At 75.8% G+C, this 22,038-nt stretch carries 24 protein-coding genes; 14 read left to right on the top strand and 10 right to left on the bottom strand.

The genetic code is table 11. The features are described from left to right. Window positions 1-572: 572 nt before the first annotated feature. Window positions 573-1,499, top strand: a complete 927-nt coding sequence (locus tag ACI79O_RS09615; RefSeq protein WP_456913988.1) for a formylglycine-generating enzyme family protein — start codon at window positions 573-575, stop codon at window positions 1,497-1,499. Next, window positions 1,496-1,723: a hypothetical protein gene (locus ACI79O_RS09620; protein WP_456886857.1), complete on the top strand. Its 228-nt coding sequence runs from the start codon at window positions 1,496-1,498 to the stop codon at window positions 1,721-1,723. The genes ACI79O_RS09615 and ACI79O_RS09620 overlap by 4 nt, the downstream gene beginning before the upstream one ends. Before the next feature lie 410 nt (window positions 1,724-2,133). On the opposite strand, the gene ACI79O_RS09625 is transcribed toward ACI79O_RS09620, so the two are convergent. After that, entirely contained in the window at window positions 2,134-2,541 is a 408-nt protein-coding gene (locus tag ACI79O_RS09625; protein WP_456913989.1) for a hypothetical protein, read from the bottom strand. A 328-nt stretch (window positions 2,542-2,869) separates the two neighbouring features. On the opposite strand from ACI79O_RS09625, the gene ACI79O_RS09630 reads away from it, so the two are divergent. The 4 genes from ACI79O_RS09630 to ACI79O_RS09645 all read left to right on the top strand — a co-directional run bounded on the left by ACI79O_RS09630 (window position 2,870) and on the right by ACI79O_RS09645 (window position 6,301). Beyond that, window positions 2,870-3,589 carry a Crp/Fnr family transcriptional regulator gene (locus tag ACI79O_RS09630; protein ID WP_456913990.1) on the top strand — a complete coding sequence of 240 codons (720 nt, stop codon included), beginning with the start codon at window positions 2,870-2,872 and terminating at the stop codon, window positions 3,587-3,589. Window positions 3,590-3,605: 16 nt separating this feature from the next. Then, window positions 3,606-5,024: an FAD-binding oxidoreductase gene (locus ACI79O_RS09635; protein ID WP_456913991.1), complete on the top strand. Its 1,419-nt coding sequence runs from the start codon at window positions 3,606-3,608 to the stop codon at window positions 5,022-5,024. 158 nt (window positions 5,025-5,182) lie between these two features. Further along, window positions 5,183-5,761 (top strand): HhH-GPD-type base excision DNA repair protein, encoded by a 579-nt coding sequence (locus ACI79O_RS09640; protein WP_456913992.1) that lies wholly within the window; start codon window positions 5,183-5,185, stop codon window positions 5,759-5,761. A gap of 225 nt (window positions 5,762-5,986) precedes the next feature. Next, on the top strand, window positions 5,987-6,301 hold the full coding sequence (locus ACI79O_RS09645; protein ID WP_456874669.1) for a DUF3099 domain-containing protein: 315 nt from the start codon (window positions 5,987-5,989) through the stop codon (window positions 6,299-6,301). A gap of 3 nt (window positions 6,302-6,304) precedes the next feature. On the opposite strand, the gene ACI79O_RS09650 is transcribed toward ACI79O_RS09645, so the two are convergent. After that, window positions 6,305-7,189 carry a carbohydrate kinase family protein gene (locus ACI79O_RS09650; RefSeq protein ID WP_456914041.1) on the bottom strand — a complete coding sequence of 295 codons (885 nt, stop codon included), beginning with the start codon at window positions 7,187-7,189 and terminating at the stop codon, window positions 6,305-6,307. Beyond that, entirely contained in the window at window positions 7,186-8,127 is a 942-nt protein-coding gene (locus ACI79O_RS09655) for a pseudouridine-5'-phosphate glycosidase (RefSeq protein WP_456913993.1), read from the bottom strand. Before ACI79O_RS09655 ends, ACI79O_RS09650 begins: the two co-directional genes overlap by 4 nt. 89 nt (window positions 8,128-8,216) lie before the next feature. Between ACI79O_RS09655 and ACI79O_RS09660 the strand changes: the two genes are divergently transcribed. Beyond that, window positions 8,217-8,444, top strand: a complete 228-nt coding sequence (locus ACI79O_RS09660) for a DUF3039 domain-containing protein (RefSeq protein ID WP_089404133.1) — start codon at window positions 8,217-8,219, stop codon at window positions 8,442-8,444. Between the two features lie 69 nt (window positions 8,445-8,513). Here ACI79O_RS09660 and ACI79O_RS09665 read toward each other — a convergent pair whose 3' ends face one another. From ACI79O_RS09665 to ppgK, 5 genes are all read right to left on the bottom strand, one after another. Beyond that, complete coding sequence (locus ACI79O_RS09665) at window positions 8,514-9,632, bottom strand: YihY/virulence factor BrkB family protein (RefSeq protein ID WP_456913994.1); 1,119 nt, start codon at window positions 9,630-9,632, stop codon at window positions 8,514-8,516. 101 nt (window positions 9,633-9,733) lie between these two features. Next, on the bottom strand, window positions 9,734-12,109 hold the full coding sequence (locus ACI79O_RS09670) for a VanW family protein (RefSeq protein WP_456913995.1): 2,376 nt from the start codon (window positions 12,107-12,109) through the stop codon (window positions 9,734-9,736). Between the two features lie 143 nt (window positions 12,110-12,252). Then, window positions 12,253-12,477 carry a DUF7455 domain-containing protein gene (locus ACI79O_RS09675; RefSeq protein ID WP_456874674.1) on the bottom strand — a complete coding sequence of 75 codons (225 nt, stop codon included), beginning with the start codon at window positions 12,475-12,477 and terminating at the stop codon, window positions 12,253-12,255. 476 nt (window positions 12,478-12,953) lie between these two features. Beyond that, window positions 12,954-14,327 carry an RNA polymerase sigma factor gene (locus ACI79O_RS09680; protein ID WP_456913996.1) on the bottom strand — a complete coding sequence of 458 codons (1,374 nt, stop codon included), beginning with the start codon at window positions 14,325-14,327 and terminating at the stop codon, window positions 12,954-12,956. A 254-nt stretch (window positions 14,328-14,581) separates the two neighbouring features. Next, window positions 14,582-15,325 carry a polyphosphate--glucose phosphotransferase gene (gene ppgK, locus ACI79O_RS09685; protein ID WP_456886840.1) on the bottom strand — a complete coding sequence of 248 codons (744 nt, stop codon included), beginning with the start codon at window positions 15,323-15,325 and terminating at the stop codon, window positions 14,582-14,584. A 60-nt stretch (window positions 15,326-15,385) separates the two neighbouring features. Here ppgK and ACI79O_RS09690 point away from each other — a divergent pair, with 60 nt between their 5' ends. Continuing rightward, complete coding sequence (locus ACI79O_RS09690; RefSeq protein ID WP_456913997.1) at window positions 15,386-16,201, top strand: inositol monophosphatase family protein; 816 nt, start codon at window positions 15,386-15,388, stop codon at window positions 16,199-16,201. Window positions 16,202-16,220: 19 nt separating this feature from the next. Here ACI79O_RS09690 and ACI79O_RS09695 read toward each other — a convergent pair whose 3' ends face one another. Together ACI79O_RS09695 and ACI79O_RS09700 are read right to left on the bottom strand one after the other, a co-directional pair. Further along, window positions 16,221-16,763 (bottom strand): LytR C-terminal domain-containing protein, encoded by a 543-nt coding sequence (locus ACI79O_RS09695; RefSeq protein WP_456886838.1) that lies wholly within the window; start codon window positions 16,761-16,763, stop codon window positions 16,221-16,223. Between the two features lie 70 nt (window positions 16,764-16,833). Then, on the bottom strand, window positions 16,834-17,877 hold the full coding sequence (locus ACI79O_RS09700) for a phosphotransferase family protein (RefSeq protein ID WP_456913998.1): 1,044 nt from the start codon (window positions 17,875-17,877) through the stop codon (window positions 16,834-16,836). 294 nt (window positions 17,878-18,171) lie between these two features. On the opposite strand from ACI79O_RS09700, the gene ACI79O_RS09705 reads away from it, so the two are divergent. The 6 genes from ACI79O_RS09705 to ACI79O_RS09730 all read left to right on the top strand — a co-directional run bounded on the left by ACI79O_RS09705 (window position 18,172) and on the right by ACI79O_RS09730 (window position 22,000). Continuing rightward, window positions 18,172-18,474 (top strand): DUF4193 domain-containing protein, encoded by a 303-nt coding sequence (locus ACI79O_RS09705; protein ID WP_075015036.1) that lies wholly within the window; start codon window positions 18,172-18,174, stop codon window positions 18,472-18,474. A 136-nt stretch (window positions 18,475-18,610) separates the two neighbouring features. Continuing rightward, window positions 18,611-19,516 (top strand): hypothetical protein, encoded by a 906-nt coding sequence (locus ACI79O_RS09710; RefSeq protein ID WP_456913999.1) that lies wholly within the window; start codon window positions 18,611-18,613, stop codon window positions 19,514-19,516. 22 nt (window positions 19,517-19,538) lie between these two features. Then, window positions 19,539-20,027, top strand: coding sequence for a dUTP diphosphatase (gene dut / locus ACI79O_RS09715; RefSeq protein ID WP_456914000.1), 489 nt, complete (start codon window positions 19,539-19,541; stop codon window positions 20,025-20,027). Between the two features lies 1 nt (window position 20,028). Continuing rightward, window positions 20,029-20,808: a DUF3710 domain-containing protein gene (locus tag ACI79O_RS09720; RefSeq protein WP_456914001.1), complete on the top strand. Its 780-nt coding sequence runs from the start codon at window positions 20,029-20,031 to the stop codon at window positions 20,806-20,808. Then, a complete protein-coding gene (locus ACI79O_RS09725) occupies window positions 20,805-21,602 on the top strand; it encodes an alpha/beta hydrolase family protein (protein ID WP_456914002.1) in 798 nt (265 codons plus the stop codon). The genes ACI79O_RS09720 and ACI79O_RS09725 overlap by 4 nt, the downstream gene beginning before the upstream one ends. Before the next feature lie 20 nt (window positions 21,603-21,622). Further along, window positions 21,623-22,000, top strand: coding sequence for an OB-fold nucleic acid binding domain-containing protein (locus ACI79O_RS09730; RefSeq protein WP_456874684.1), 378 nt, complete (start codon window positions 21,623-21,625; stop codon window positions 21,998-22,000). Window positions 22,001-22,038 lie beyond the last annotated feature (38 nt).

The following is a 22,038-nucleotide window of genomic DNA, read 5'->3' on the forward strand; positions in this document are numbered from 1 at the left end:
CGCCCCCCCCCCCCCCCCCCCGCCCCCCGCCCCCCCCCCCCCCCCCCCCCCCCCCCCCCCCCCCCCCCCCCCCCCCCCCCCCCCCCCCCCCACCTCACCTGCGGTGGATGAGAGGGAGGACGGCGCGAGGGACGTCTGCGTGCACGGCGGTGCCGGGTGCACGGCCGCCCGCGCCGGGGTCCTCCGTCGGGGGAGAGCCGTGCGCACGACCTGCCGGGCCGGACGCCCCGCGCGGCTCGGGAGCCCCTCCGCGGTGGCAGACTCCCTCACCCCAGGAGGGGGAGGACCTCCCGGCGGCCCCCGACGACGCTCGGGACACCGTCCGGGGTGGGGAGTGTGGTCGTGTCCGAGCCGTTCCGCGGTGCCGGGGACCCCGGCGTCCGCGACCCGACGCCCGATCGGGCGCCGTCCTCCCGACCGGTCCCCCCGCCGGCGACGCCGGACCCCGACCGGACCGCGGCGCCCGGTCCGGGCCCCGGCAGGTGGCACACTCCCGTGCCGTCCTCACCCGTGTGCTCCTGCGTCGACCTCGAGCGCGAGGCCGTCGCGGTGCCCTCCCGGGGGTGACCACCGTGACCGGGTCCGTCCGGAACGGCGCCGTCCTGGTGCGGGGCGGGGAGTTCCGGATGGGCAGCGACCGGTTCTATCCCGAGGAGGCGCCGGTCCGGACGGCGGTCGTGCCCGACCTGTGGGTGGACCAGCACCCGGTCACGAACGCCGAGTTCCGGCGGTTCGTCAAGGCGACCGGGCACGTCACCGTGGCCGAACGCGCTCCCGACCCGCGCGACTTCGCCGGCGCCGACCCGGCCGACCTCGTGCCGGGGTCGCTCGTCTTCCGGCCGACCGCCGGGCCGGTGCCGCTGGACGACTGGACCCGCTGGTGGCACTGGACGCCGGGAGCCGACTGGCGCCATCCGGAGGGTCCCGGGTCGACGCTGCACGGCCGCGACCGGCACCCCGTCGTGCACGTCGGCCTCGAGGACGCCGCGGCCTACGCCGCCTGGGCCGGCCGGCGGCTGCCCACCGAGTCCGAGTGGGAGCACGCGGCGCGCGGGGGGCTCGACCAGGCCGTCTACGCCTGGGGCGACGACCCCGAGCCCCGCGGCCGGGTGATGGCCAACCGCTGGTTCGGCCGCTTCCCCTGGGAGAACCTGCAACCGCACGGCTTCGAGCGCACTTCGCCGGTCGGGCGGTTCCCCGCCAACGGCTTCGGGCTCTCCGACGTCGCCGGCAACGTGTGGGAGTGGACGACGACCGGCTGGCCGGACGCCGGGGACCGGCCGCCCGAGGTCCCGCACGGCTGCTGCGGCCCGCATCCACCGGCGCTCACCGAGCACTCCCGCCGGGTGATCAAGGGCGGTTCGCACCTGTGTGCGCCGTCGTACTGCCTGCGCTACCGGCCGGCTGCCCGTCAGGGACAGGAGGTGCGCAGCACGACGGGCCACGTCGGCTTCCGCTGCGGCAGCGACGACGTCCCGGTCCGCGTCGGGAGGGCGTGAGCTCTAGGAGCAGCTCGGACCGGGTCGTCCCGGAGCTGGCGGCATGCCCGTCCTCGCCCGACGCATCGGTCTACGAGGTCGTCCTCGGCTGGGACCCGACCGCCGTACCGGCGGACTGGCGGTCCGCGCGCCACCGGTACTTCACCCTCAACTGGATCCGCGGTGCCTTCACCTGGATCGCCTTCGGCCGTTTCCTGGCCGCCGGGTATGCCTACGTGACCTGACCGCACGTCGAGCCAGGGCGGGACCGGTGGTCACGGCCATGGAACGTGCTCCCCACGGAGCAACGGGTGGAGTGCAGGTGCGCAACACCGCGCTGAGCCTCGCGGGGCGGCTGGGTCCCGTGCGACGCAGCCTCGCCATGAGCTTGTCGGAGCTGTCCACGGCCCGTACGCCCGGGAACGAGCACGAGCGGGACTCGCTGCTGTCGCACGTGCGAGGCGGGTGACCACGGGAGTAGACGACCCGGGATGGTGGCCCGTGACGTGCGAGGTCACCTTGCTGCGGCTGCCCGACCCCGACCGGCAGCTGGTGCGCGGCAGCCTCATCGACATCACCGGCCGGCGCGAGGCAGAGGCCGCCCGCGCGGCGGCCATCGCCGAAGAGGCCGCCCGGCGGGCCGCGGAGGCCAGCGTCACCCGGCTGCAGGCCATCGGCGGCCGATCTCCTGGGCGATCAGCGGTGCCTGCGCGTCGGACCTGAGCGCAGTGGACACGAGCACGTCGGTGGAGAGGGCGGCGAGGCCCATGCGGGACCCGATGCAGAAGACCTGGCGCAGGCTGGTCCGGTCGACGTCGATGGACAGCAGCGAGATGCGGTGGAGGAGGTCGTCCGTCAGGTCGTCGCGGAGCTTGGCGGCCCGCTGCCTGCCGCTCATCCGGACCAGGCTGCCGCAGGGCCGGCAGAGGGGTCCGGCCGCCTCGTGGTAGCGGCTGGGGCCGACCGGCTCGTTGCAGCGGTGGCACAGGGTCTCGGCGCCTTTCGCGGTCGTCGGGATGGCGGGGGAAGTGTGGGCCCGGGTGGGCGGGGTGTGCTCGCTCATGGAAAGCGACCGTCGCCCGGGCGCAGCGTTGCGCAGTAGGCCGGCTGGGGAGGTCCCTTCATCCACCCTCGCGGCAACGCCATCTGCGATGAGCACGGGGTCCACTGCGGCAGACTGCCCGCGTGCCGCAGCTCCGCATCGCCCAGGACGACGCCGCCGACGAGCTGCTCGGGCGGGATCCTCTGGCTCTCCTCCTTGGCATGCTGCTCGACCAGCACATGCGTCGACGAAGCAGTGGGCGGGGCACTGCGGGGCCGGACACGCGTTCCGCCAACGGCGCGAGGCCTGAACCGCCCGGCGCCGTCCGGTAGAGCCCTACGGTGACCGGATGGACGACGGCGTCCGGTCCGCGCTCGCCGCTTCCAGCCTCGCGCGGCTGCCCGGCCCGACGACCCAGCGGCTGCTGACTGGGGCCCGACTGGTGCGGATCCCGGCCGGCGCCGTGACGCATCGGGAAGGTGAGGAGACCGCGCACCTGGAACTGGTCATCGACGGCCTCGTCCGTGCCTTCGTCACCGCCCCGGACGGTCGCACGCTGACCGTGCGGTACTGCCGGTCCGGTGCGCTCATCGGGGCGGTGTCGATGTACGCGTCAGCGTTCCGCATGCCCGCCGGCATGCAGGCGATGGTGGACGTGCGGTTGCTCCGCTTGTCCCCGGAGGTCGTGCGGCGGGCGGCACACGAGGATCCCTCGGTTGCCGAGGCCCTCCTGCGCGAGCTCGCGGACAGGGCGCTCACCTACATCCAGGAGATCACCGGCAGCGCGTTCTCCAGCGTGCGCCAGCGGGTCGCCCGCCACCTGCTGGACCTGGCCGCCGGCGAGGCGAGGGTCGGGGGTCCGGCCCGACCGGCGCTCACGGTCCCGGTCAGCCAGAGGCAGCTGGCCGAGTCCGTCGGCACCGTGCGCGAGGTCGTTGTGCGCGTGCTGCGTGATCTGCGGGAGGCGGACATGATCCGCACGCGCCCGGATCACATCGACATCCTCGACCCGATCCGGCTCAGTCAGGAGCAGGGTGGAACCCGGGTTCCTGCGCCCGCCGGCCGTTGAGCCCACACTGCCGGGCATGACCACCACCATCGGTTCGGGCCGGCCTCCCGTCCGGGAGATCGGCGCCTCGGCCCTCAACGGACTCCATGCCGCGCTGATGGGGGAAGTGATCGCTCCCAGGGAGGGCGGGTACGACGAGCACCGCCGGGTGTGGAACGGGTCGATCGACCGGCGCCCGGCGTTGATCGCCCGCTGCGCCGGTGTGGACGACGTCCGCGCCGCGCTCCGCTTCGGTCGGGAACACGGGCTGCCGATCGCCGTCCGCGGTGGCGGGCACAGCTTCCCGGGACTGTCCACCGCCGATGACGCCCTGCTGATCGACCTGCGCCCCATGTGCAGCGTCCGGGTGGACCCGGACGCCCGGGTTGCCGGCGCGCAGGCCGGCGTGCTGCTCGGTGAGATGGACGCGGCCACCCAAGAGCACGGCCTCGCCGTCCCGGCCGGCATCGTCTCGCACACGGGGCTGGCCGGGCTGACCCTCGGCGGCGGCATCGGCTGGATCATGCGGAAGTACGGCCTGACCGTCGACTCGCTGTTGTCGACCGACGTGGTCACCGCCGACGGCGAGTTCGTGCGCGCGAGCGAGGACGAGAACGCCGAACTCTTCTGGGGGTTGCGCGGCGGGGGCGGCAACTTCGGGATCGTCACCGACTTCCGGTTCCGACTCCACCCGCTGGGCCCGCAGGTGATGGCCGGCGCGACGTTCTGGCCGATGAGCGAGGCCGAGCGGGTGCTGCGCTTCTACCGCGACTGGATCGCCGGCTGCCCGGACGACCTCATGACGCTCGTGGTTCAGCGACTTGCTCCGCCACTGCCCGTCGTCCCCACCGATCTGGTCGGTCGGCCGGTGATCGCCGTCGTCGGCTGCTACGCCGGCGACGTCGACATCGGCGCGCGGGTTCTCGAACCGATGCGCACCTTCGGCACGCCGGTGCTGGACGTGTTCGCGCCCAAGCCGTTCGTGACCCACCAGAAGATGTTCGACCCGTCCTTCCGGCACGGCTGCTGGTACTACGTCCGTTCCTGCGACGTAGCCGAACTCGGTGACGACGTCATCGACATCGTCGCGGAGCACGGGCGGCGGATCAGCTCACCGCTGAGCAGCATCGCGCTGTGGCAGATGGGCGGCGCCGTCGCCCGGGTCGACAACGACGGCACGGCCTTCCACGGCCGCGACGCCGGGTTCACCTTCAACATCAACGGCAACACGGCGACTGCGGAGGGGTTCGACGGGCAGCGGCAGTGGGCCCGCGACTACTGGGAGGCACTGGCGCCCTTCCACACCGGCGTCTACGTCAACTTCCTCATGGAGGAGGGGGACGTTCGCGTCCGGCAGGCGTACGGGAGGGCGAAGTACGAACGCCTCCGTGAGCTGAAGCGGACGTGCGACCCGGCGAACGTGTTCCGGCTCAACCAGAACATCCGCCCGGACTGAGCCGGGGCGGCTCTCGGGCACGCCCACAGGCATGCCCGCAGTCCGCCGGGCTCGACCGGGCGCGGAGCCGACGGCTCCTCGCCGGGGCCCGGGCCGTGGACGCGGACGGGTGGAGCCCTCGACTGGCAACGCGACCGTCCTGCGGCACGATCTCCGGTGTGCCGACCCTCCGCATCGCCCAGGACGCCGCCGCCGACGAGCTGCTCGGCCGCGATCCGCTCGCGCTGCTCCTGGGCATGCTGTTCGACCAGCAGTTCCCGATGGAGCGCGCCTTCGCCGGACCCCGGCTGCTCGCCGACCGCCTGGGCGTGGACACCCTCTCGGCGGCCGCGATCGCCGACGCCGACCCCGACGAGCTGGCCCGGGTCTTCCAGGGGCCGCCCGCCGTGCACCGCTACCCCGGCTCGATGGCCGCCCGCGCCCAGGCGGTCTGCCGGGGGCTCGTCGAGCGCCACGACGGCCGGGCCGACCGCCTGTGGTCCGACGTGCCCGACGGCGCGACCCTGCGGGCGAGGATCGGCGAGCTCCCGGGCTTCGGCGCGCAGAAGGCGAGGATCCTCGTCGCGCTGCTGGGCAAGCAGTACGGCGTCACCCCGCCGGGCTGGCGCGAGGCGGCCGGGCCCTATGGGGAGGAGGGCTCCCGGCGCTCGGTCGCCGACGTCACCGGACCGGAGTCGCTGGCCGAGGTCCGGGCCGCCAAGCAGGAGGCGAAGAAGGCCGCCGGGACGACCGGCTGAGCAGCGGCGGGAACCGGCACCCGAACGTCCGCGGAGGCACCTGCACGGCCCCTCGCGCGGTGGCACGATGGAGCGCGGACCGGGGGATCCTCGGGGCCCGGCCGACGGAGGACGGGCTCCCGACCCGCACAGGCGACACCGTGCCGCCTCTGCCCCGATCCGCGAAGGGGATGGGTGCACGTGGCCTCGAGCCAGCAGTCCGCGCGAACCCGCAGGGCCGAGCCGGTGCTGATCACGCAGGCCGAACCGAGCCTGGTGGAGCAGCACGCCGCGCGGAAGAAGCGGTACATCCTGACGATGGCCGTCCGCGCGGTCAGCCTGGTGCTGGCCGCGGCCTTCTACCAGATCCTCTGGCTGGCGATCCTCTTCGCCGTCCTCGGCACCGTGCTGCCCTGGATCGCCGTCGTCATGGCCAACGACCGGCCGCCGAAGAAGAAGCTCGACGCCCACCGCTACGTGCCGCCCCGGCCCGACCGCATCCTCGAGGCCCCGGACCGCGAACGCCGCGTCATCGAGGGCGGCAGGGTCATCGACGGCTGACCCTCACCGCGCGCCCGGCCGCCCCACCACGCCGGCCGCCCGCGAGAGCCCGGCGTCCAGCGCCGCGGCCGGGTCCCCGCCGGGGTCGGCCAGCCACACCGCCAGCAGGCCCGCCGTGAACGCGTCGCCGGCGCCGGTCGTGTCGACGACGTCGGCCGGGTGCGCGGGACGGTGCACCAGCGCGGCGCCCGACGCCCACAGCGCGCCGTCGGCGCCCAGGGTCACCGCCACCGCGGCGTGCCGCCGCGCGAGCGCCCGGGCGGCGTCGGCCACGTCGGCGCAGCCGGTGAGCAGCCGCGCCTCGTCGGCGTTGGGCAGCAGCAGGTCGGCCCCGTCGGTGTCGGCCAGCCAGCGGTCCACCCCGTACGCGGTGAGCGGGCCGGTGGACGCCGGGTCGAGCGAGACCGTGCACCCGGACGCGCGCGCCGCGGCCAGTGCGCCCAGGCCGGCCGCGCGCGGCCGCTCGTCGAGCAGCGTGTAGCCCGACAGGTGCAGGTGGCCACCGGGCCCGGGCGCCGGGACGTCGTCGGCCCGCAGGTCCAGGTTGGCGCCGCGGTCGGCCAGCATGCTGCGCTGCCCGGCGGGGTCGACCAGGCTGACGATCGTGCCGCTGGCCGCGCCCGGCACGGCGCGCACCGCGAGCGCGACCCCGGCCGCGGCCAGCTCGGCCACCAGGGCGGCCCCGGCCGGGTCGTCGCCCACGCAGCCGGCGAGGACCACCGGGAGGCCGAGCGCCGCCAGGTGCGCGGCCACGTTGGCCCCCGCCCCGCCGCCGCGGCTGCGGATGGTCGCGGGCCGGTCGGAGCCGGGTGCGGGCTCCCCGGCGAGCACCACGACGACGTCGGTGGCGAGGTCGCCGACGACGACGACCGGCCGCCCGGTGCTCAGCGCGCCGCCCGGGCGAGCGCGGCGGCGATCCGTCCGGCCAGCTCGGCGTTGCGCAGCACCAGCCGGACGTTGACCGCCAGCGTCGCGCCCTCGCTGGCCCGGTGCAGGTGGTCGAGGACGAACGGCGTCACCGCCTTGCCGCGCACCCCGGCGGCCTCGGCCGCGGCCAGCGCGTCGGCGATGACCCGGTCGTGCAGCCCCGGGTCGAGCTGCTCGTCTGCCGGCAGCGGGTTGGCGACGACGACCGCACCCGGGGTCAGGTCGCGCCGGGTGGCGAGGACGGCGGCGGCCTGCTCGGGGCTGTCGACCGACCAGTCCAGGGCCGAGCCGGAGTCGGCCACGTAGAAGCCGGGGAAGCGGGTCGTGCGGTAGCCGACGACGGTGATCGACAGGCTCTCCATCCGCTCGAGCGTGGCCGGGACGTCGAGGATCGACTTCACGCCGGCGCAGACCACGGCCAGCGAGGTCCGCGACAGCGCGGTGAGGTCGGCGGACTCGTCGAAGGTCTCGGCCGACTGGCGGTGCACGCCGCCGAGGCCGCCGGTGGCGAACACGCCGATCCCGGCCACCGCGGCCAGCAGCGCGGTGCTCGACACGGTGGTCGCGCCCGACGAGCCCAGCGCCGCGGCCACCGGCAGGTCGCGGACGCCGAGCTTGGCCAGGTCCGGGTCGGCGCAGACCCGGTCGACCTGGGCGGCCGTCAGCCCGACGTGCGGGACGCCGTCGAGGACGGCGATCGTCGCGGGCACCGCGCCGCCGGTGCGCACGGCGGACTCCACCTCGTCGGCGGCGGCCCGGTTGTCCGGGCGGGGGAGGCCGTGGGCGAGCAGCGTGCTCTCGAGGGCCACGACGGGGGCGCCGGCGTCGAGCGCCTCGGCGACCTCGGGGGCCAGGACCAGGTCGGCGGGGGCGGCGGCATGACGGGGTTCGGCGCTCACCCTGCCATCATGGGGGGAGGCGGTCAGCGCCCGGCCGCACCCTCGGCCGGTCGACCGCCGGGACCCGTCGCCCAGCCTGGGAGCAGTTCGTGAGCAGCACCGACATCCTCGAGAAGCCCGACGTCCGCGAGGGCGACACCGGCAACGCCAACGAGGTCTTCCACTACGTCCGCAAGAACAAGATCGCCGAGAGCGCGGTCATGGGCACCCTCGTCGAGGCGCTCTGCGGCGAGGTCTTCCCGGTGACCAAGTCCCCGAAGCCGGGCAGCCCCGTCTGCCCGGCGTGCAAGGAGATCTACGAGCAGCTGCGGAAGTGAAAGGACCCCCTCGCCCCCCGACCGTCGCTCCGCTCGGGTCGGGTCCCTGCGAGGGGCCGTCCCAGCAGGTCAGCGGAGGCCGAGGCGCCTGGCCTCCGCCTCCAGCTCGGCGGCCCGGCGCCGCTGCGCCCGACGGCTGTGCCGGCGCAGCGGCGCCGGCCAGCGCTCCTGGATGGCGGCGTTGAGCTCGGCGCCGAGCAGCACGGCCATGCCGAAGAAGAACAGGAACAGCAGCGCCGCGATCGGGGTGGCCAGCGCTCCGTAGGGCAGGGCGGCGACCAGGATGTCGGACACGTAGAGCCGCAGCAGGGTCGCGGCCACCATGAAGAAGCCGACGGCCAGCAGCGTGCCCGGCAGGTGCCGTCGCCAGGGCAGCCGCCGGGGCAGGACCACGTGGTAGAAGCTGGTCAGCGCGAGCAGCAGGCCCACGACCACCAGCGGCCAGTAGACGGCGTTGACCAGCATGGTGGCGGTGTCCTGCCACTCGGCCGGCAGCAGCCCGACCAGCACCCCGCGGCCGAGCACCAGCAGCGGCAGCATGAGCACCGCCAGCACCAGGCCGACGACGAACAGCCACAGCGCCATGAGCCGGGTGGCGATCGGCCCGCGGACGTCGCGCTGGTCGTAGGCGATCACGATCGTGTTCATGAACGTCGCGGTCGCCGAGGAGCCGGCCCAGAGTGTCAGCAGGAAGCCGAGGCTGACGACGTCGAGCCGCCCCGAGGTCAGGATGTCGGAGAGCGTGGGCCGCACCAGCGTGTCGACGACGTCGGCGGTGAGCACCTCGCTCGAGGCGTCGACCAGGGTGTCCTCGATGGTCTGCACCGCCTCGGCGCCGATCCAGTCGCCGAGGTAGCCCAGCGACCCCAGCAGTGCGATGAGCAGCGGCGGCACCGAGAGGATCTGCCAGAACGCGGCCTCGCCGGACAGGCCCAGGATCCGGTCCTGCCACGCCTTGGCCACCGTGCGGCCGAGCACCTGCAGCGGCACCCGGACCACCGCCGGCCAGTGGTCGAGCCGCCCCGGCGCGGGCGGCTCGGCGCGACCGGTCCCCGGGTCGGCCGGGACCGGGTCGGCCGGGACCGGGGAGCCGGCGGGGGCGGCAACGCGATCCGGTGCGGGGACGGCGCGGCCGTCCCCGGCCGACCCGCCGGTGCGGGGCGGCCCGCCGGCCCGCACGGTGCTCACCCGGCCAGTGTGCACGCCCGGGCGGCCCGGCCGCTGCCGCCGGGCAGCGGCCGGGACCGGTGTCCCCCCGTCGGACGAGGCCGGAGCCGGGGTCGGCGCGGTCAGGCCGTGGGCTCGGCCGGCGGCGTCGCGGCGTCCGGCGCGGGCGGGACGGGCGCCGGGTCGGCCGGCGGCGGGGCCACGCACCGGATGACCGCCTCGGCCGCGTAGGACGTCTCGAAGGTCTCCCGGCGCACCTCGGCGCCCGACTGCAGGTCGCGGAAGACCCGGGTCACCGTGACGTCGAAGCCCTGCGCGCCGCCCTGCGGGATGCAGTTGCCGTCGTCGACCTTCTCCTGCACGGCCGGGGTGCGGACGTTGCGCCGCGGACCCTCGAGCGCCTCGATCTCGTAGCGCTTGGTCCCGTAGAAGGTGACCGTGATCGACCCGCCGGAGGCACCGGGGGTCCACTGCGTGTCGACGTAGAGCCCGGTGTCGGTGTCGTTGCGCCACTGCAGGTCGATCTGGCCCTCGTACACCGTGGCCTCGCGACCGGCGGGGTAGCGGCTGATGTAGAAGCTGTGCGGCTTGTGGAAGACGTCCTCGAGGCCGGCGAAGAAGACCGCGTTGAACATCGTGGTGGCGAACTGGCTGATCCCGCCGCCCACGGCGGTCGACAGCTCGCCGCCGCTGATCACGTTGGCCGGCACGTAGCCCTGCGCGGTGCCGCGCGGGCCGGTGTACCCGTTGAGGCTGAACGTCTCGCCCGGCAGCACCAGGGCGCCGTCGACCTCCGCGGCCACCGTGCGGATGTTGGTGGCGCTGGCGTTGTTCGTCGTCGTGGTCGTGAAGGAGCTGACCTCCTCCCGGATGCCCAGCGCCTCGGCCTCCTGGGTGGTGAGGCCGGCCGGGACGGCGCCGAGCTCGGCGGTGACCGTCCGCGGGGCGGGGTCGGGCAGCACCTCGAGCAGCTGGCCGGCCAGGGCGTCCGGGTCGACGCCGGTGCCGTCGACCGAGGGGACGACGCGCACGGTCTCGCCCGTGATCTCGAAGCGGGCGTCCTGGGCCGGGGTGCCGAACGCCGCGAAGTCCTCGCCCATCGCCGTCTGCAGCGCGGCGGGGTCGACGGCGACGGCGAGCTCACCGCTGTCCTGCGGGGTGAAGGTCAGCGACGCCGCGATGGCCTCGGCCGGGATCTCCACCGAGGTGGCGCCGTCCTGGCTGGTCACGGTGACCGGGGCGGCCAGCGCGGGGGTGACCGTCTCGTCGAGGACCCGCTGCGCCTCCTCGGCGCCGACCCGGACCGGGGTGACGTCGACCGGCAGCTCGATCGGGGTCTGCGGGTCGCCGCCGGAGGCCAGCGCCGTGGTGATCGCGTCGGCGGCGCCCTCGCGGTCGAGCGTGCGCCCGTCGACCGGCTCGACCACCGACGGCGTGGTGCCCTCGAGGACGACGGTGGCGTCGACCGGCGCGCGGTCGACCTGGGTGGCGATGGTGTCGACCTGCGCGGCCAGCGAGGTCTCCTCGGCGGTGACCACCGGGGTGACCTCGCGCTCGTCGACGAGCGACACCAGGCGTGTCCACGGGTTCAGCGGCTGGTCGCCGGCGGCGTCGACGGTCGCGTCGACGTCGAGGGCGATCCCGGCGGTGGCGGGGGAGAGGGTGGTCTCGACGTCGTCGGCGACGACGACGTGGTCGGCCGCGACCCGCGGCGCGAGCTGTTCCTCGAGCTCGGTGGCCGCCGCGGCGCGCGACAGGCCGCCGATCTCCACGCCGGCGACGACGGTGTTGCGGGGGACGTCGTCCCCGGCCACCAGCAGGTCGACGCCGTAGCCGGCGCCGAGCACGGCGAGCAGTCCGGCGGGGACGAGCGCGGCGGGACGGCGCCACCAGGGACGGCGCGGGCGGCTCGGGCCGGCCGGGGGTGCGGGCGGCCCGCCGGCGTCGCCGGCAGTCCCGGTGGGCGTGGTTGACACCGGGGCGGGGGCGGGAGGCGGGCCGGCCGGCACCGCGGCTCCGGACAGCGTGACGGTGTCGGAGAGGTCGGTGTCCGCGGGCTCGGTGCCGGACGGTGCGGTGCCGGACGGTGCGGTGCCGGACGGTGCGGCCGGGACCGGTTCGGCGAGGTCGACCGGCTCGGTGGCGTGCGACGCGTCGGCGTCGGTGCCGGCGTCGGCGGCGGGGCCGCCGGTCAGCGTGACCGTGTCGTCCACCGGGTCGGGCGCGGGGGTCTCGCCGCCGGCGTCGTCCGCGGCCGGGGTGGCCGGTGCGGCGACCGGGCCCGCGTCCTCGGCGGAGGCGAGCGCGGCGTCCCCGGCTGCGGGCTCCCCGGCCGTGTCGGCGAGCGCGGCGGCCGCGGGAGGCGCCGGCGGGAGAGGGGTGTCCGGACCGACCGGCCCGCGGTCGCGCGGGACCGGCCGGGTGTCGTCGGAGAAGCCGCCGGTCTCGGTGGTCTCCGGCGCGGTGGCCTCGGGGGCGGGGGCAGGGTGCTGCGGCATCGGGGGTTCCTCGGGTCGCCGTCGACCGGGGGTCCCCGGGAACGACGGAGCCGCCGGGTCCCCGTACGCGCGAGGCGATACGGGGACGCCGGCGGCGGCGTCGGGTGAGGGCTTCATCGCTGGGAGCGACGATAGCGCCTCCGTCAGTTCGTGAGGCGCTGCTCGCCGTCGGTCTCGATGATGTCGACGGCGATGTCGCGGAGCTTGGACTCGTACTCGCGAGCGTGGTGCCCGCAGAAGACGAGGTCGCTACCGCTGGCGAGCACGACACGCACCTTGGCCAGTGCGCCGCACCGGTCGCAGTGGAAGGGCACGACCAGGTCGTCGGCGGCGGGGGTCGTCGTCAGCGTCTGGGTCATCTGGGTCATCACTCGCTCTCTACCGCACGGACCCGCGGCTGCGGATCGGCCTCCTGCACAGCGCCAGGATGGATCCTCCTGTTCCCGTGCCTCCCGTCACGGCGGCCGACTCGCCGGTCGTGGTGAGCCGGTGGCCGCTGGGACTGGTGGGGGGGTTCAGCAGGGACGTCACTGGGTGGTGCTGGTCTGTCAGTTCGTGGTGCTGGTGGTGCCGGTGCGCCGGATGGCTTCCGGCTGCCGTGGGTCCGCTGCTGTCTCGACGTCCTCCACGCTACGCCGTCTACCCGGCCGGTGCCGCGGTACACCGCGTCGTCCGCCCGGCAGGGTGAGATCGTGACCATCCCGCAACGCGGCCGGAACACACACCGGCACGACGGCCCCCGACCGCTGGGGTCGGGGGCCGTCCGGGTGACGTGCTGGAACAGCCTCCTCGCAGGGGACCGGCCCGAGCGGAGCGAGGGCCGGGGGGCGAGGAGGTCCTTCGCCTAGTCCAGGTAGTCGCGCAGCACCTGGGAGCGGCTGGGGTGGCGCAGCTTCGACATCGTCTTGGACTCGATCTGGCGGATCCGCTCGCGGGTCACGCCGTAGACCTGGCCGATCTCGTCGAGCGTGCGCGGCTGACCGTCGGTGAGGCCGAACCGCAGCCGGACGACGCCGGCCTCCCGCTCGGAGAGGGTCTGCAGCACGCTGGTCAGCTGGTCCTGCATCAGGGTGAAGCTGACCGCGTCGACCGCGACGACCGCCTCGGAGTCCTCGATGAAGTCACCGAGCTGGCTGTCGCCCTCGTCGCCGATCGTCTGGTCGAGGCTGATGGGCTCCCGGGCGTACTGCTGGATCTCCAGCACCTTGTCCGGGGTGATGTCCATCTCCTTGGCCAGCTCCTCCGGGGTGGGCTCGCGGCCCAGGTCCTGGAGCAGCTCGCGCTGGATGCGGCCGAGCTTGTTGATGACCTCGACCATGTGCACCGGGATGCGGATGGTGCGGGCCTGGTCGGCCATGGCGCGGGTGATGGCCTGCCGGATCCACCAGGTGGCGTACGTGGAGAACTTGTAGCCCTTGGTGTAGTCGAACTTCTCGACGGCGCGGATGAGGCCGAGGTTGCCCTCCTGGATGAGGTCCAGGAACGCCATGCCGCGGCCGGTGTAGCGCTTGGCGAGGGAGACCACCAGGCGGAGGTTGGCCTCCAGCAGGTGGTTCTTGGCGCGCTCGCCGTCACGGATGATCCAGTTGAGGTCGCGGCGCATCTGCGGGGAGAGCTTCTGGCCCTCCTCCTCGACCTGGCGCATCCGCTCCGCGGCGTAGAGGCCGGCCTCGATGCGCTTGGCGAGGTCGACCTCCTCCTCGGCGTTGAGCAGGGCGACCTTGCCGATCTGCTTGAGGTAGGCGCGGACTGAGTCGGCCGAGGCGGTGAGCTCGGCGTCCTTGCGGGCCTGCCGGAGCGCCTCGGACTCCTCCTCGTCGTCCCACTCGAAGTCGCCGCCCTCGGCGGTGGCCTCCTCGGCGGCCGGGACCTCGGCGGGCTCGGCGCCGTCCGGACCGGCGACCACGGTCTCGTCGAGGGTGAGGCCCTCGGCGCCGGCGTCGATCACCGCGACGGCGGAGTCGTCGGTGGCGACCGCGGTCAGCACCGTGCCCTCACCGGCGCCCGGGGAGGGGCTGATGCTCGGCTTGGCGGCGCTCTTGGTGCTCGTCGCGGCGGGCTTGGCCGAGGTCCTCTTCCGGGCGGCGGGCTTGGTGGTCCCGCCGTCGGTGACCCCCACGGGGGTGCTGGTCCGGGAGGGCCGGGTGCTCGCGGCCACCGTCCGGGAGCGGGTGCTGCTCGCGGCCTCGGTGTCCGGTGCAGGCTTGTCGGCGGGCACTCAGGGTTCCTTCCCGTGCTCGGTGCGTTCCCCGGGAGCAGTGTGGTTCCCGGGTAGCGGCCCTTGCCGTCGGCCGGTGACCGGGGGCCCCGGGGACCGGCGCGGTGTTTGGCCGCGGGGGGGAGGGGGGATGACTCCCGGCTGGGTGGTGACGGGCTGGGGCTCCTCCATTGTAACGGCGTGACGCCGTGTGACCAGCGCCTCGAACGGCGCCCGGTCGCCCGGAAGGGTCGGCTCGCGATCCGCGTCCCGGCTCAGGGCTCCAGCCGCTCGGCGGCGGCCAGGGCGGCCCCCACGATGCCCGCGTCGTTCTGCAGCTGCGCCGGCACCACGGGCGTGCGCGTCGACAGCAGCGGCACCCACTTGTGCGCCTTCTTGCTCACGCCGCCGCCGACGATGATCAGGTCCGGCCAGACGCTGCCCTCGAGGACGTCGAGGTAGCGGTCCACCCGCTTGGCCCACTGCGGGTAGCTGAGCTCCTCCCGGTCCTTCGCGGCGGCCGACGCCTTCTTCTCGCCGTCGTGGCCGTCGACCTGGATGTGGCCGAACTCGGTGTTGGGCACCAGGTGCCCGTCGACGAACAGCGCGCTGCCGATGCCGGTGCCGAACGTGAGCAGCAGGACGACGCCCTGCCGGTCACGGCCGGCGCCGTAGCGCATCTCGGCCAGCCCCGCGGCGTCGGCGTCGTTGAGCGTCTCGACCGTGCCCGGCACCAGCGCGCTCAGCCCGGCGTCGACGTCGGTGCCGATCCAGCCCTTGTCCATGTTGGCCGCGGTGTGCGCCACGCCGCGCTTCATGACGCCGGGGTAGGTGACGCCGATCCGCCCGGTCCAGCCGAAGGACTCCACGATCCCCACGACGACGTCGTAGACGGCGGCCGGCGACGAGGGCTGCGGTGTCTCCACGCGGATGCGCTCCCCGACGAGGGCTCCCTCCTCGAGGTCGACCAGGCACCCCTTGATGCCGCTGCCGCCGATGTCCACGCCGAACCCCTGCACGGCGGTCACCCTAGTGACCGGCGCCGCACCTGGCCGGGGGGCTCGGGCAGGATCGCCCGGGTGAGTGCCCCCGCGTCACCCGTGGACCTGCTCGACCTGGCCGTCGCCACCGCGCGGGAGGCGGCCGCGCTGGTCATCCGCGAGCGCGGTTCGGCCGCGGCCGCCGTCGACGTCAAGTCCAGCCCCACCGACGTCGTCACCGCCGTCGACACCGCGGCCGAGCGGCTGATCGCCGACCGGCTGCTCGGGGCCCGCCCCGGCGACGGCCTGCTCGGGGAGGAGGGCGCCGACCGCACGGGCACCAGCGGCGTGCGCTGGGTGGTCGACCCGATCGACGGGACGGTCAACTTCCTCTACGGCCTGCGCGGGTACGCGGTGTCCATCGCCGCCCAGGCCGACGGCGTCACCGTGGCCGGGGCGGTCCTCGACGTCCCCACCGGGGACCTGTTCACCGCCACGGCCGGCGGCGGGGCCTTCCTCTCCTCGCGCGAGGCGCCCGCGCCGGTGCGGCTGTCCGGCAACCGCCCGCGGGAGCTCGGGCAGACGCTGGTGGCCACCGGGTTCGGCTACCGGGTGGAGCAGCGCCGGGCGCAGGGCGTGGTCCTCGCGCAGCTGCTGCCCGAGGTGCGCGACATCCGCCGGTACGGCTGCGCGTCGCTGGACCTCTGCGCCGCGGCGGCCGGGCGGGTGGACGCGTACTACGAGCTGGACCTCAAGCCGTGGGACCACGCCGCCGGCGCGCTGGTCGCCGCCGAGGCGGGCCTGGTGGTCACCGGGCTGCCCGGGCGGCCGTTCGCCGAGCCGATGGCGGTCGCCGTCCCGGAGACCGTGGCCGAGCCGCTGCTGGCGCTGCTCGACCGGCTGCACGACTCCTGATCGGGACCTCGGAGCGCCTCTATGCCTCCGAGCAGGCGGCCTCGGCGCTGGCGATCGGGCTGAGGGTCGCGGCGACCTGCTCCGGCGGGGCCAGCCCGGCGAAGTCCGGGCCGATCACCAGGTCGACCTGGGCGGTGGCCCGGGTGTCGAGGAACGTGCCGGCCCCGGGCAGGAACAGCACCAGGTAGCGGGCCGCCTCGTCGCCGCGGGGACCGTGCCGCACCTCGCCGCTCCCGGTCACCTCGCGCTCGGAGGGGTCGTTGGCGACCTCCTCGACGACGAACCCGCGCCCCTGCAGCTCGGCGGCGACCTCCTGGGCGAGCCCGGCGCGGTCGGTGGCGTTGAAGACGCGCACCGACAGCGTGCTCGGGTCCAGCGACGGCGGCGCCGCCTCGGCGGTGGCGCAGGCGGCCTCGTCGGCCTCCGCGCGGTTGCCCTCGTCGGAGAGCACCTTCCACCACACGCCCAGGGCGGCGAGGGCCAGGACGAGCAGGAAGACCAGCGGCGGCACCGGGCGGCGGTCGCGGCGCCGCACCGGAGGGCTGTCGGTGGTGGTGCTCACGCTCGTCCTCCTCGGCGCCCGCCCGGACCGGACCGGCGGGTCGCGCGGAGTCTAGGCGGGGCCGCCGACCTCAGAGGACACCGTCCTCCAGCGCGGCGCGTCCCAGCTCGACGCACGGGTCGATGCGGTCGGCGTACCCGGAGGTGTCCTTGCCCGCCATGGCGCCGGCCGCCGAGCGGGCGACGATGCCGGCGACGATCGCCGCGAACTTGAAGTAGGCGAACCCGACGTACCAGGTGAGGTCGCCGAGGTCGAGCCCGCTGCGGTCGGCGTAGCGGTCGGCGACCTCGCGGCGGGTGGGGAACCCGGGCAGCGTCGTCACCGGGCTGAGCACCGGCCGGGTCTCGCCGGCCTCGGGCCAGTAGACGAACAGCATCCCGATGTCGGTGAGCGGGTCGCCCAGCGTCGACATCTCCCAGTCGAGGACCGCACGGATGCCGCCGGGGCGCTCCGGGTCGAGCAGGCAGTTGTCCAGCCGGTAGTCGCCGTGGACGATGCCGTGGCGCTGGGTTGCTGGGACGGTCTCGGCCAGCCGGGCGGCGAGGGCGTCCATCTGCGGGCGGTCGCGGTCGCGGGTGGCGTCCCACTGCCCGCTCCAGCGGCGCACCTGCCGGGCGAGGAAGCCCTCCGGCCGGCCGAAGTCGCCCAGCCCGACCGCCTGGTGGTCGACCGAGTGCAGGTCGGCGAGCACGTCGACCAGACCGTCGCCGATGGCCCGGCGCTGCTCCGGCCGGTCGGCGTAGCCCTCCGGCAGCTCGTTGACCACGTGCAGGCCCACCACCCGCTCCATGACGTAGAACGGCGCGCCCAGGACCCCGGGGTCGGTGCACAGGTGCAGCGTCCGCGGCACCGGGACGTCGGTCGGCCCCAGCGCGCTGATCACCCGGTGCTCGCGCGCCATGTCGTGCGCCGTGGCCAGCACCGCGCCGGTGGGCGGGCGGCGCAGGATCACCGCGTCGTCGGCCGTGCCGCCGGCCGGCGTGACCACGTACGTGAGGTTGGACATGCCGGCGGCGATCAGCTCGACGGTCACCTCGCGCCAGCGCTCGTCGCCGAGGGCGGAGGCCAGGTACGGACCGACGACGGCGGGGTCAGCTCCCACGGCACTCGACACGGGCCGCAGGGTAACCTCCGGCACTCCGCCTCCCGACCCGCCCGCCGGGGCTCCGACCCCGGCCGGGCGCCGCCCGGCGTGTCCACGGCCTCCGGGCGGGCACAAACCGGGGCCGCACGGCGTTGGGGGGCTGCCGGTCCCGCACCGGGACGACCGTCGGGTCGCTCCGGAGCAGGTCCGGACCGTGACCAGCGGCCGTCCCCGTCGGCCGCACAGGACGGTGGCGCACCCCGCCGCCGTCGGACGAAGCGGGCGCGTTCCGCCCGCGAGAACCCCGGAGGAGGGGCACACCCCATGGCCACCGACTACGACGCCCCGCGACGCAACGAGGCCGACGAGCTCGGCGAGGACTCGCTCGAGGAGCTCAAGGCGCGGCGTGCCGAGGCCCAGTCCAGCTCGGTCGACGTCGACGAGACGGACTTCAACGAGAGCCTCGAGCTGCCCGGTGCGGACCTGTCCAACGAGGAGCTGACGGTCCGCGTCCTGCCCAAGCAGGAGGACGAGTTCACCTGCTCCCGGTGCTTCCTCGTGCAGCACCGCAGCCGCCTGGCCGCCACCCGCGGCGGCGAGAACTACTGCCGCGACTGCGCGGCCTGACGAAGGACCCCCTTGCCCCCCACCCCTCGCGAGCTCGGGGCGGGACCCTGCAAGGGGGCCGTTCCAGCACGTCACGTGGCTCGGGGTGGGACCCTGCAGGGGAGGCGCGGCGGGACGCACGGGGAGGGAGCAGCCGATGACCGGGTACAGCGGGCGCACCGGCGCACCCAGGGACGTCCCGCCACCGCGACCGGTCCAGCGGCCGGCCGACCCCGGCCCCCCGGAGGACGGCCCGGCCTGGCTGGACGCCGACACCGGCCTGGGCCGCGCCGCCCGCGCACTGGCCGACGCCGTCTCCGGCCTGCTCGGCGGGACCGACGACGACACCGCTGCCCCTGACGGCTCCCGGCGGTCGGCCGCCGGCCTGCTGCGCGACGTCGTCGGCGCCCTCTCCGCCGCGGCCACCCGCCGCGGGGACCCGCCCGGCAGCACGGCTCCGGCCGGGGACGACGGCGACCGCGGCCTCGGCCCGGTCCTGGGCGAGCTGCTCGCCACCGCCGCGCCCCGGTTGCCCATCCGCGACGCCGCCCGGTTGCGCGCGGCCCACCCCGGGCGCACCGACGAGGAGATCGCCGACGCGCTGACCACCCGGGCGGCCCGGCTGACCACCGCCGTGGGGGCGGCCACCGGCGGGCTGTTCGCGGCGCAGTGGCTCGCTCCCGCCTCGCTGGTCGCCCTGCCGCTGGAGCTGGGCGCCGAGACGCTGCTGACCGCCGGCGTCGAGGTGGTGCTGATCGGCGAGCTGCACGAGCTCCACGGGCGGCCCGCCGTCGGCACCGACCGCGAGCGGGCCGCCGCCTACCTCGCGAGCTGGACCTCGCAGCGCGCCGTCGAGGGCGGCGAGCGCCAGGGCATGGGCGTGGTGCTCGGCACGGCGGGGCTGCGGACGCTCAGCCGCCAGCTCACCCGCCGCCTGGCGCGCAACCTCGGGGCGGCCGCACCGCTCCTGATCGGCGCCGCGATCGGGGGCCGCGGCAACCTCAAGGCCACGGAGAACCTGGCCCGGCGCGTCCGGGCCGACCTGCGGCGGCACCGGGCCTGAGCCCGCGATTACTGTCGCGGTCGTGGTCGAGCCCCCCGCCGTGCCCCCCGCCGTCGACGTCCCGGTGCGGCTGACCGCGCCCGGCGCGACGCCGCCGCACTACGCCCTGCCCGGCGACGCGGGGGCCGACCTCACCCTCACCGACGACGTCGAACTCGCTCCGCTCGAGCGGGCGCTGGTGGGCACCGGCGTGGCCGTGGCGATCCCCGAGGGCTACGCCGGTTTCGTGCACCCGCGCTCGGGCCTGGCCGCGCGGCACGGGCTGAGCCTGGTCAACGCGCCGGGCACCATCGACGCCGGCTACCGCGGTGAGATCAAGGTCAACCTGGTCAACCTCGACCCGGAGACGACGGTGACCCTGCGGCGCGGCGAGCGGGTGGCCCAGCTGGTGGTGCAGCCGGTGGTGCGGGCCCGCTTCCTGCCGGTCGACGAGCTGCCGGCCAGCGTCCGCGGCGAGGGCGGCCACGGGTCCACCGGCCGCGCCGCCCGGCCGGTGGCAGGGGAGGCCTGAGATGCCCTTCGGACGACGGCGCAACCGGATCGACCGCAGCCTGCGCGAGCGCGGCGTGCCGCCCGAGCCCCAGCACCGCGAGCGGGAGGTCGAGGAGACCACCGGCCCCTACGACCTCGCCGACGCCCCCGACGACGGCCGGCCCCGGGTCGACCTCGGCGCGCTGCGGCTGCCCGCCGTCCCGGGCACCGAGCTGCGGGTCGACCTCAACCAGCAGCAGAAGGTCGTCGGCGCGACGCTGCGCCACGGCGACTCGCTGCTGCAGGTCTCGGCCTTCGCCGCACCCCGGGCCGCCGGCATCTGGGACGACGTCCGCGCCGACCTCGCCACGAGCGCGTCGGGCCAGGGCGGGCGGCTCACCGAGGTCGAGGGCCCGTTCGGCCCCGAGCTGGCCGGCACCGTCCTCGTCACGCCGCCCCCGCAGCCGGGCGGGCCACCGCCCAAGCCGCAGCGGCGGGCGGCCCGCTTCCTGGGCGTCGACGGCCCGCGCTGGTTCCTGCGCGGGATGATCAGCGGCCCGGCCGCCGAGGACCCCGACGCGGCCGCGCTCCTCGAGGACGCCTTCCGCCAGATCGTCGTCGTCCGCGGCACCGATCCGATGCCGGTGCGCGAGCAGCTGCCGCTCGCCCTGCCGCCGCAGGCCGCCGCGCAGCTCGCCCGCCAGCAGCAGGCCGCCCAGCAGCAGGCAGCCCAGCGGCCCGGAGCGCCGCGGCCGGCAGCACCGCGGCCGGCGCCGCAGGGCGGCCCGCCGCAGCCGCCGGCTCCCGGCCCGGCCGCGTGAGCCCGCGGACGATCCCCTACGGGCCGCACCCGGACCAGTTCCTCGAGCTGACGCTGCCGGCTGCCGCGGACGACCCGGCGCCCGTGGCCGTCGTCCTGCACGGCGGTTTCTGGCGCGCGGCGTACGGCGTCGAGCTGGCCCGCCCGCTGGCCGCCGACCTCGCCGCGGCGGGCTGGGCGGCGGTCGCCGTCGAGTACCGGCGGGTGGGCGCGGGCGGCGGCTGGCCGGCCACGCTGGAGGACGTCGCCGCCGCACTCGACGCACTGGCCGACCTGGTCCCGAGCGACCGGCTCGGCCTCGCCGACGTGACCGTCGTCGGCCACTCGGCCGGCGGGCACCTCGCCGCCTGGGCGGCCGGGCGCGGGCGGCTCCCCGACGGCGCCCCGGGCGCGCGGCCGCGGGTGCGGGTGACCGCGGCGGTGCTGCAGGCGGGCGTGGTCGACCTGGGCCGGGCCGCGGAGCGGTCGCTGGGCCGCCGGGCGGTGCAGGAGTTCCTCGGCGGCGAGCCCGGGGAGGTGCCCGGCCGCTACGCCGCCGCCGACCCCGTGCGGCTGCTGCCCACCGGCGCCGACGTCCTGTGCGTGCACGGCACCGACGACGACGTCGTGCCACCCGAGCAGAGTGAGCGCTACGCGGCGGCGGCGACGGCGGCCGGCGACCGGGTGCAGGTGCGCCTGGTGCCCGGCGGTCACCTCGAGCCGATCGACCCGGCCGGGGAGGCGTGGGCGGCGGTCCGCGCGTGGCTCGAGCAGCGCCGCGACGACCCGGGCGACGGCCGGCGTCCGAGCCCCTGATGCCGGATTACGCTGGACACGTGACACAGACGCGTCCCGGCGGCTGGCTCGCGCGCACCCTGCAGCGGCTGACCGCCGACGACTCCACGATCGACGCGCTGGAGCTGCGCGCCGAGACCGACCGCGCCGGCTGCGAGCTGGTCAGCGCCTGCCGCAAGGGAGCCGTGGTCACCGTGACCGGCCGGCTCAAGTCGGTCGTCTACACCCCGCGCGAGACCGTCCCCACCCTGGAGGCCGAGCTGTTCGACGGCTCGGGCTCGGTCACCCTCGTGTGGCTGGGCCGCCGGCGCATCCCGGGCATCGAGCCCGGGCGGTCGCTGACCGCGCGGGGACGCTTCGCCTCCTTCGACGGGCGCAAGGTCATCTACAACCCCTGGTACGAGCTGAGCGCGGGGTGACGGCGCCGGCCCACGACGACGGCCGGCGTGAGCCCGGG

The sequence above is a fragment of the Geodermatophilus sp. SYSU D00696 genome (assembly GCF_054050235.1).

What these genes read in the sequence shown, in the direction of transcription:
- ACI79O_RS09710 (WP_456913999.1), top strand. Translation starts at nt 18,611, where the DNA reads ATGACCGGGTACAGCGGGCGCACCGGCGCACCCAGGGACGTCCCGCCA.
- ACI79O_RS09670 (WP_456913995.1), bottom strand. Translation starts at nt 12,109, where the DNA reads ATGCCGCAGCACCCTGCCCCCGCCCCCGAGGCCACCGCGCCGGAGACC.
- ACI79O_RS09635 (WP_456913991.1), top strand. Translation starts at nt 3,606, where the DNA reads ATGACCACCACCATCGGTTCGGGCCGGCCTCCCGTCCGGGAGATCGGC.
- ACI79O_RS09720 (WP_456914001.1), top strand. Translation starts at nt 20,029, where the DNA reads ATGCCCTTCGGACGACGGCGCAACCGGATCGACCGCAGCCTGCGCGAG.
- ACI79O_RS09675 (WP_456874674.1), bottom strand. Translation starts at nt 12,477, where the DNA reads ATGACCCAGATGACCCAGACGCTGACGACGACCCCCGCCGCCGACGAC.
- ACI79O_RS09705 (WP_075015036.1), top strand. Translation starts at nt 18,172, where the DNA reads ATGGCCACCGACTACGACGCCCCGCGACGCAACGAGGCCGACGAGCTC.
- ACI79O_RS09625 (WP_456913989.1), bottom strand. Translation starts at nt 2,541, where the DNA reads ATGAGCGAGCACACCCCGCCCACCCGGGCCCACACTTCCCCCGCCATC.
- ACI79O_RS09630 (WP_456913990.1), top strand. Translation starts at nt 2,870, where the DNA reads ATGGACGACGGCGTCCGGTCCGCGCTCGCCGCTTCCAGCCTCGCGCGG.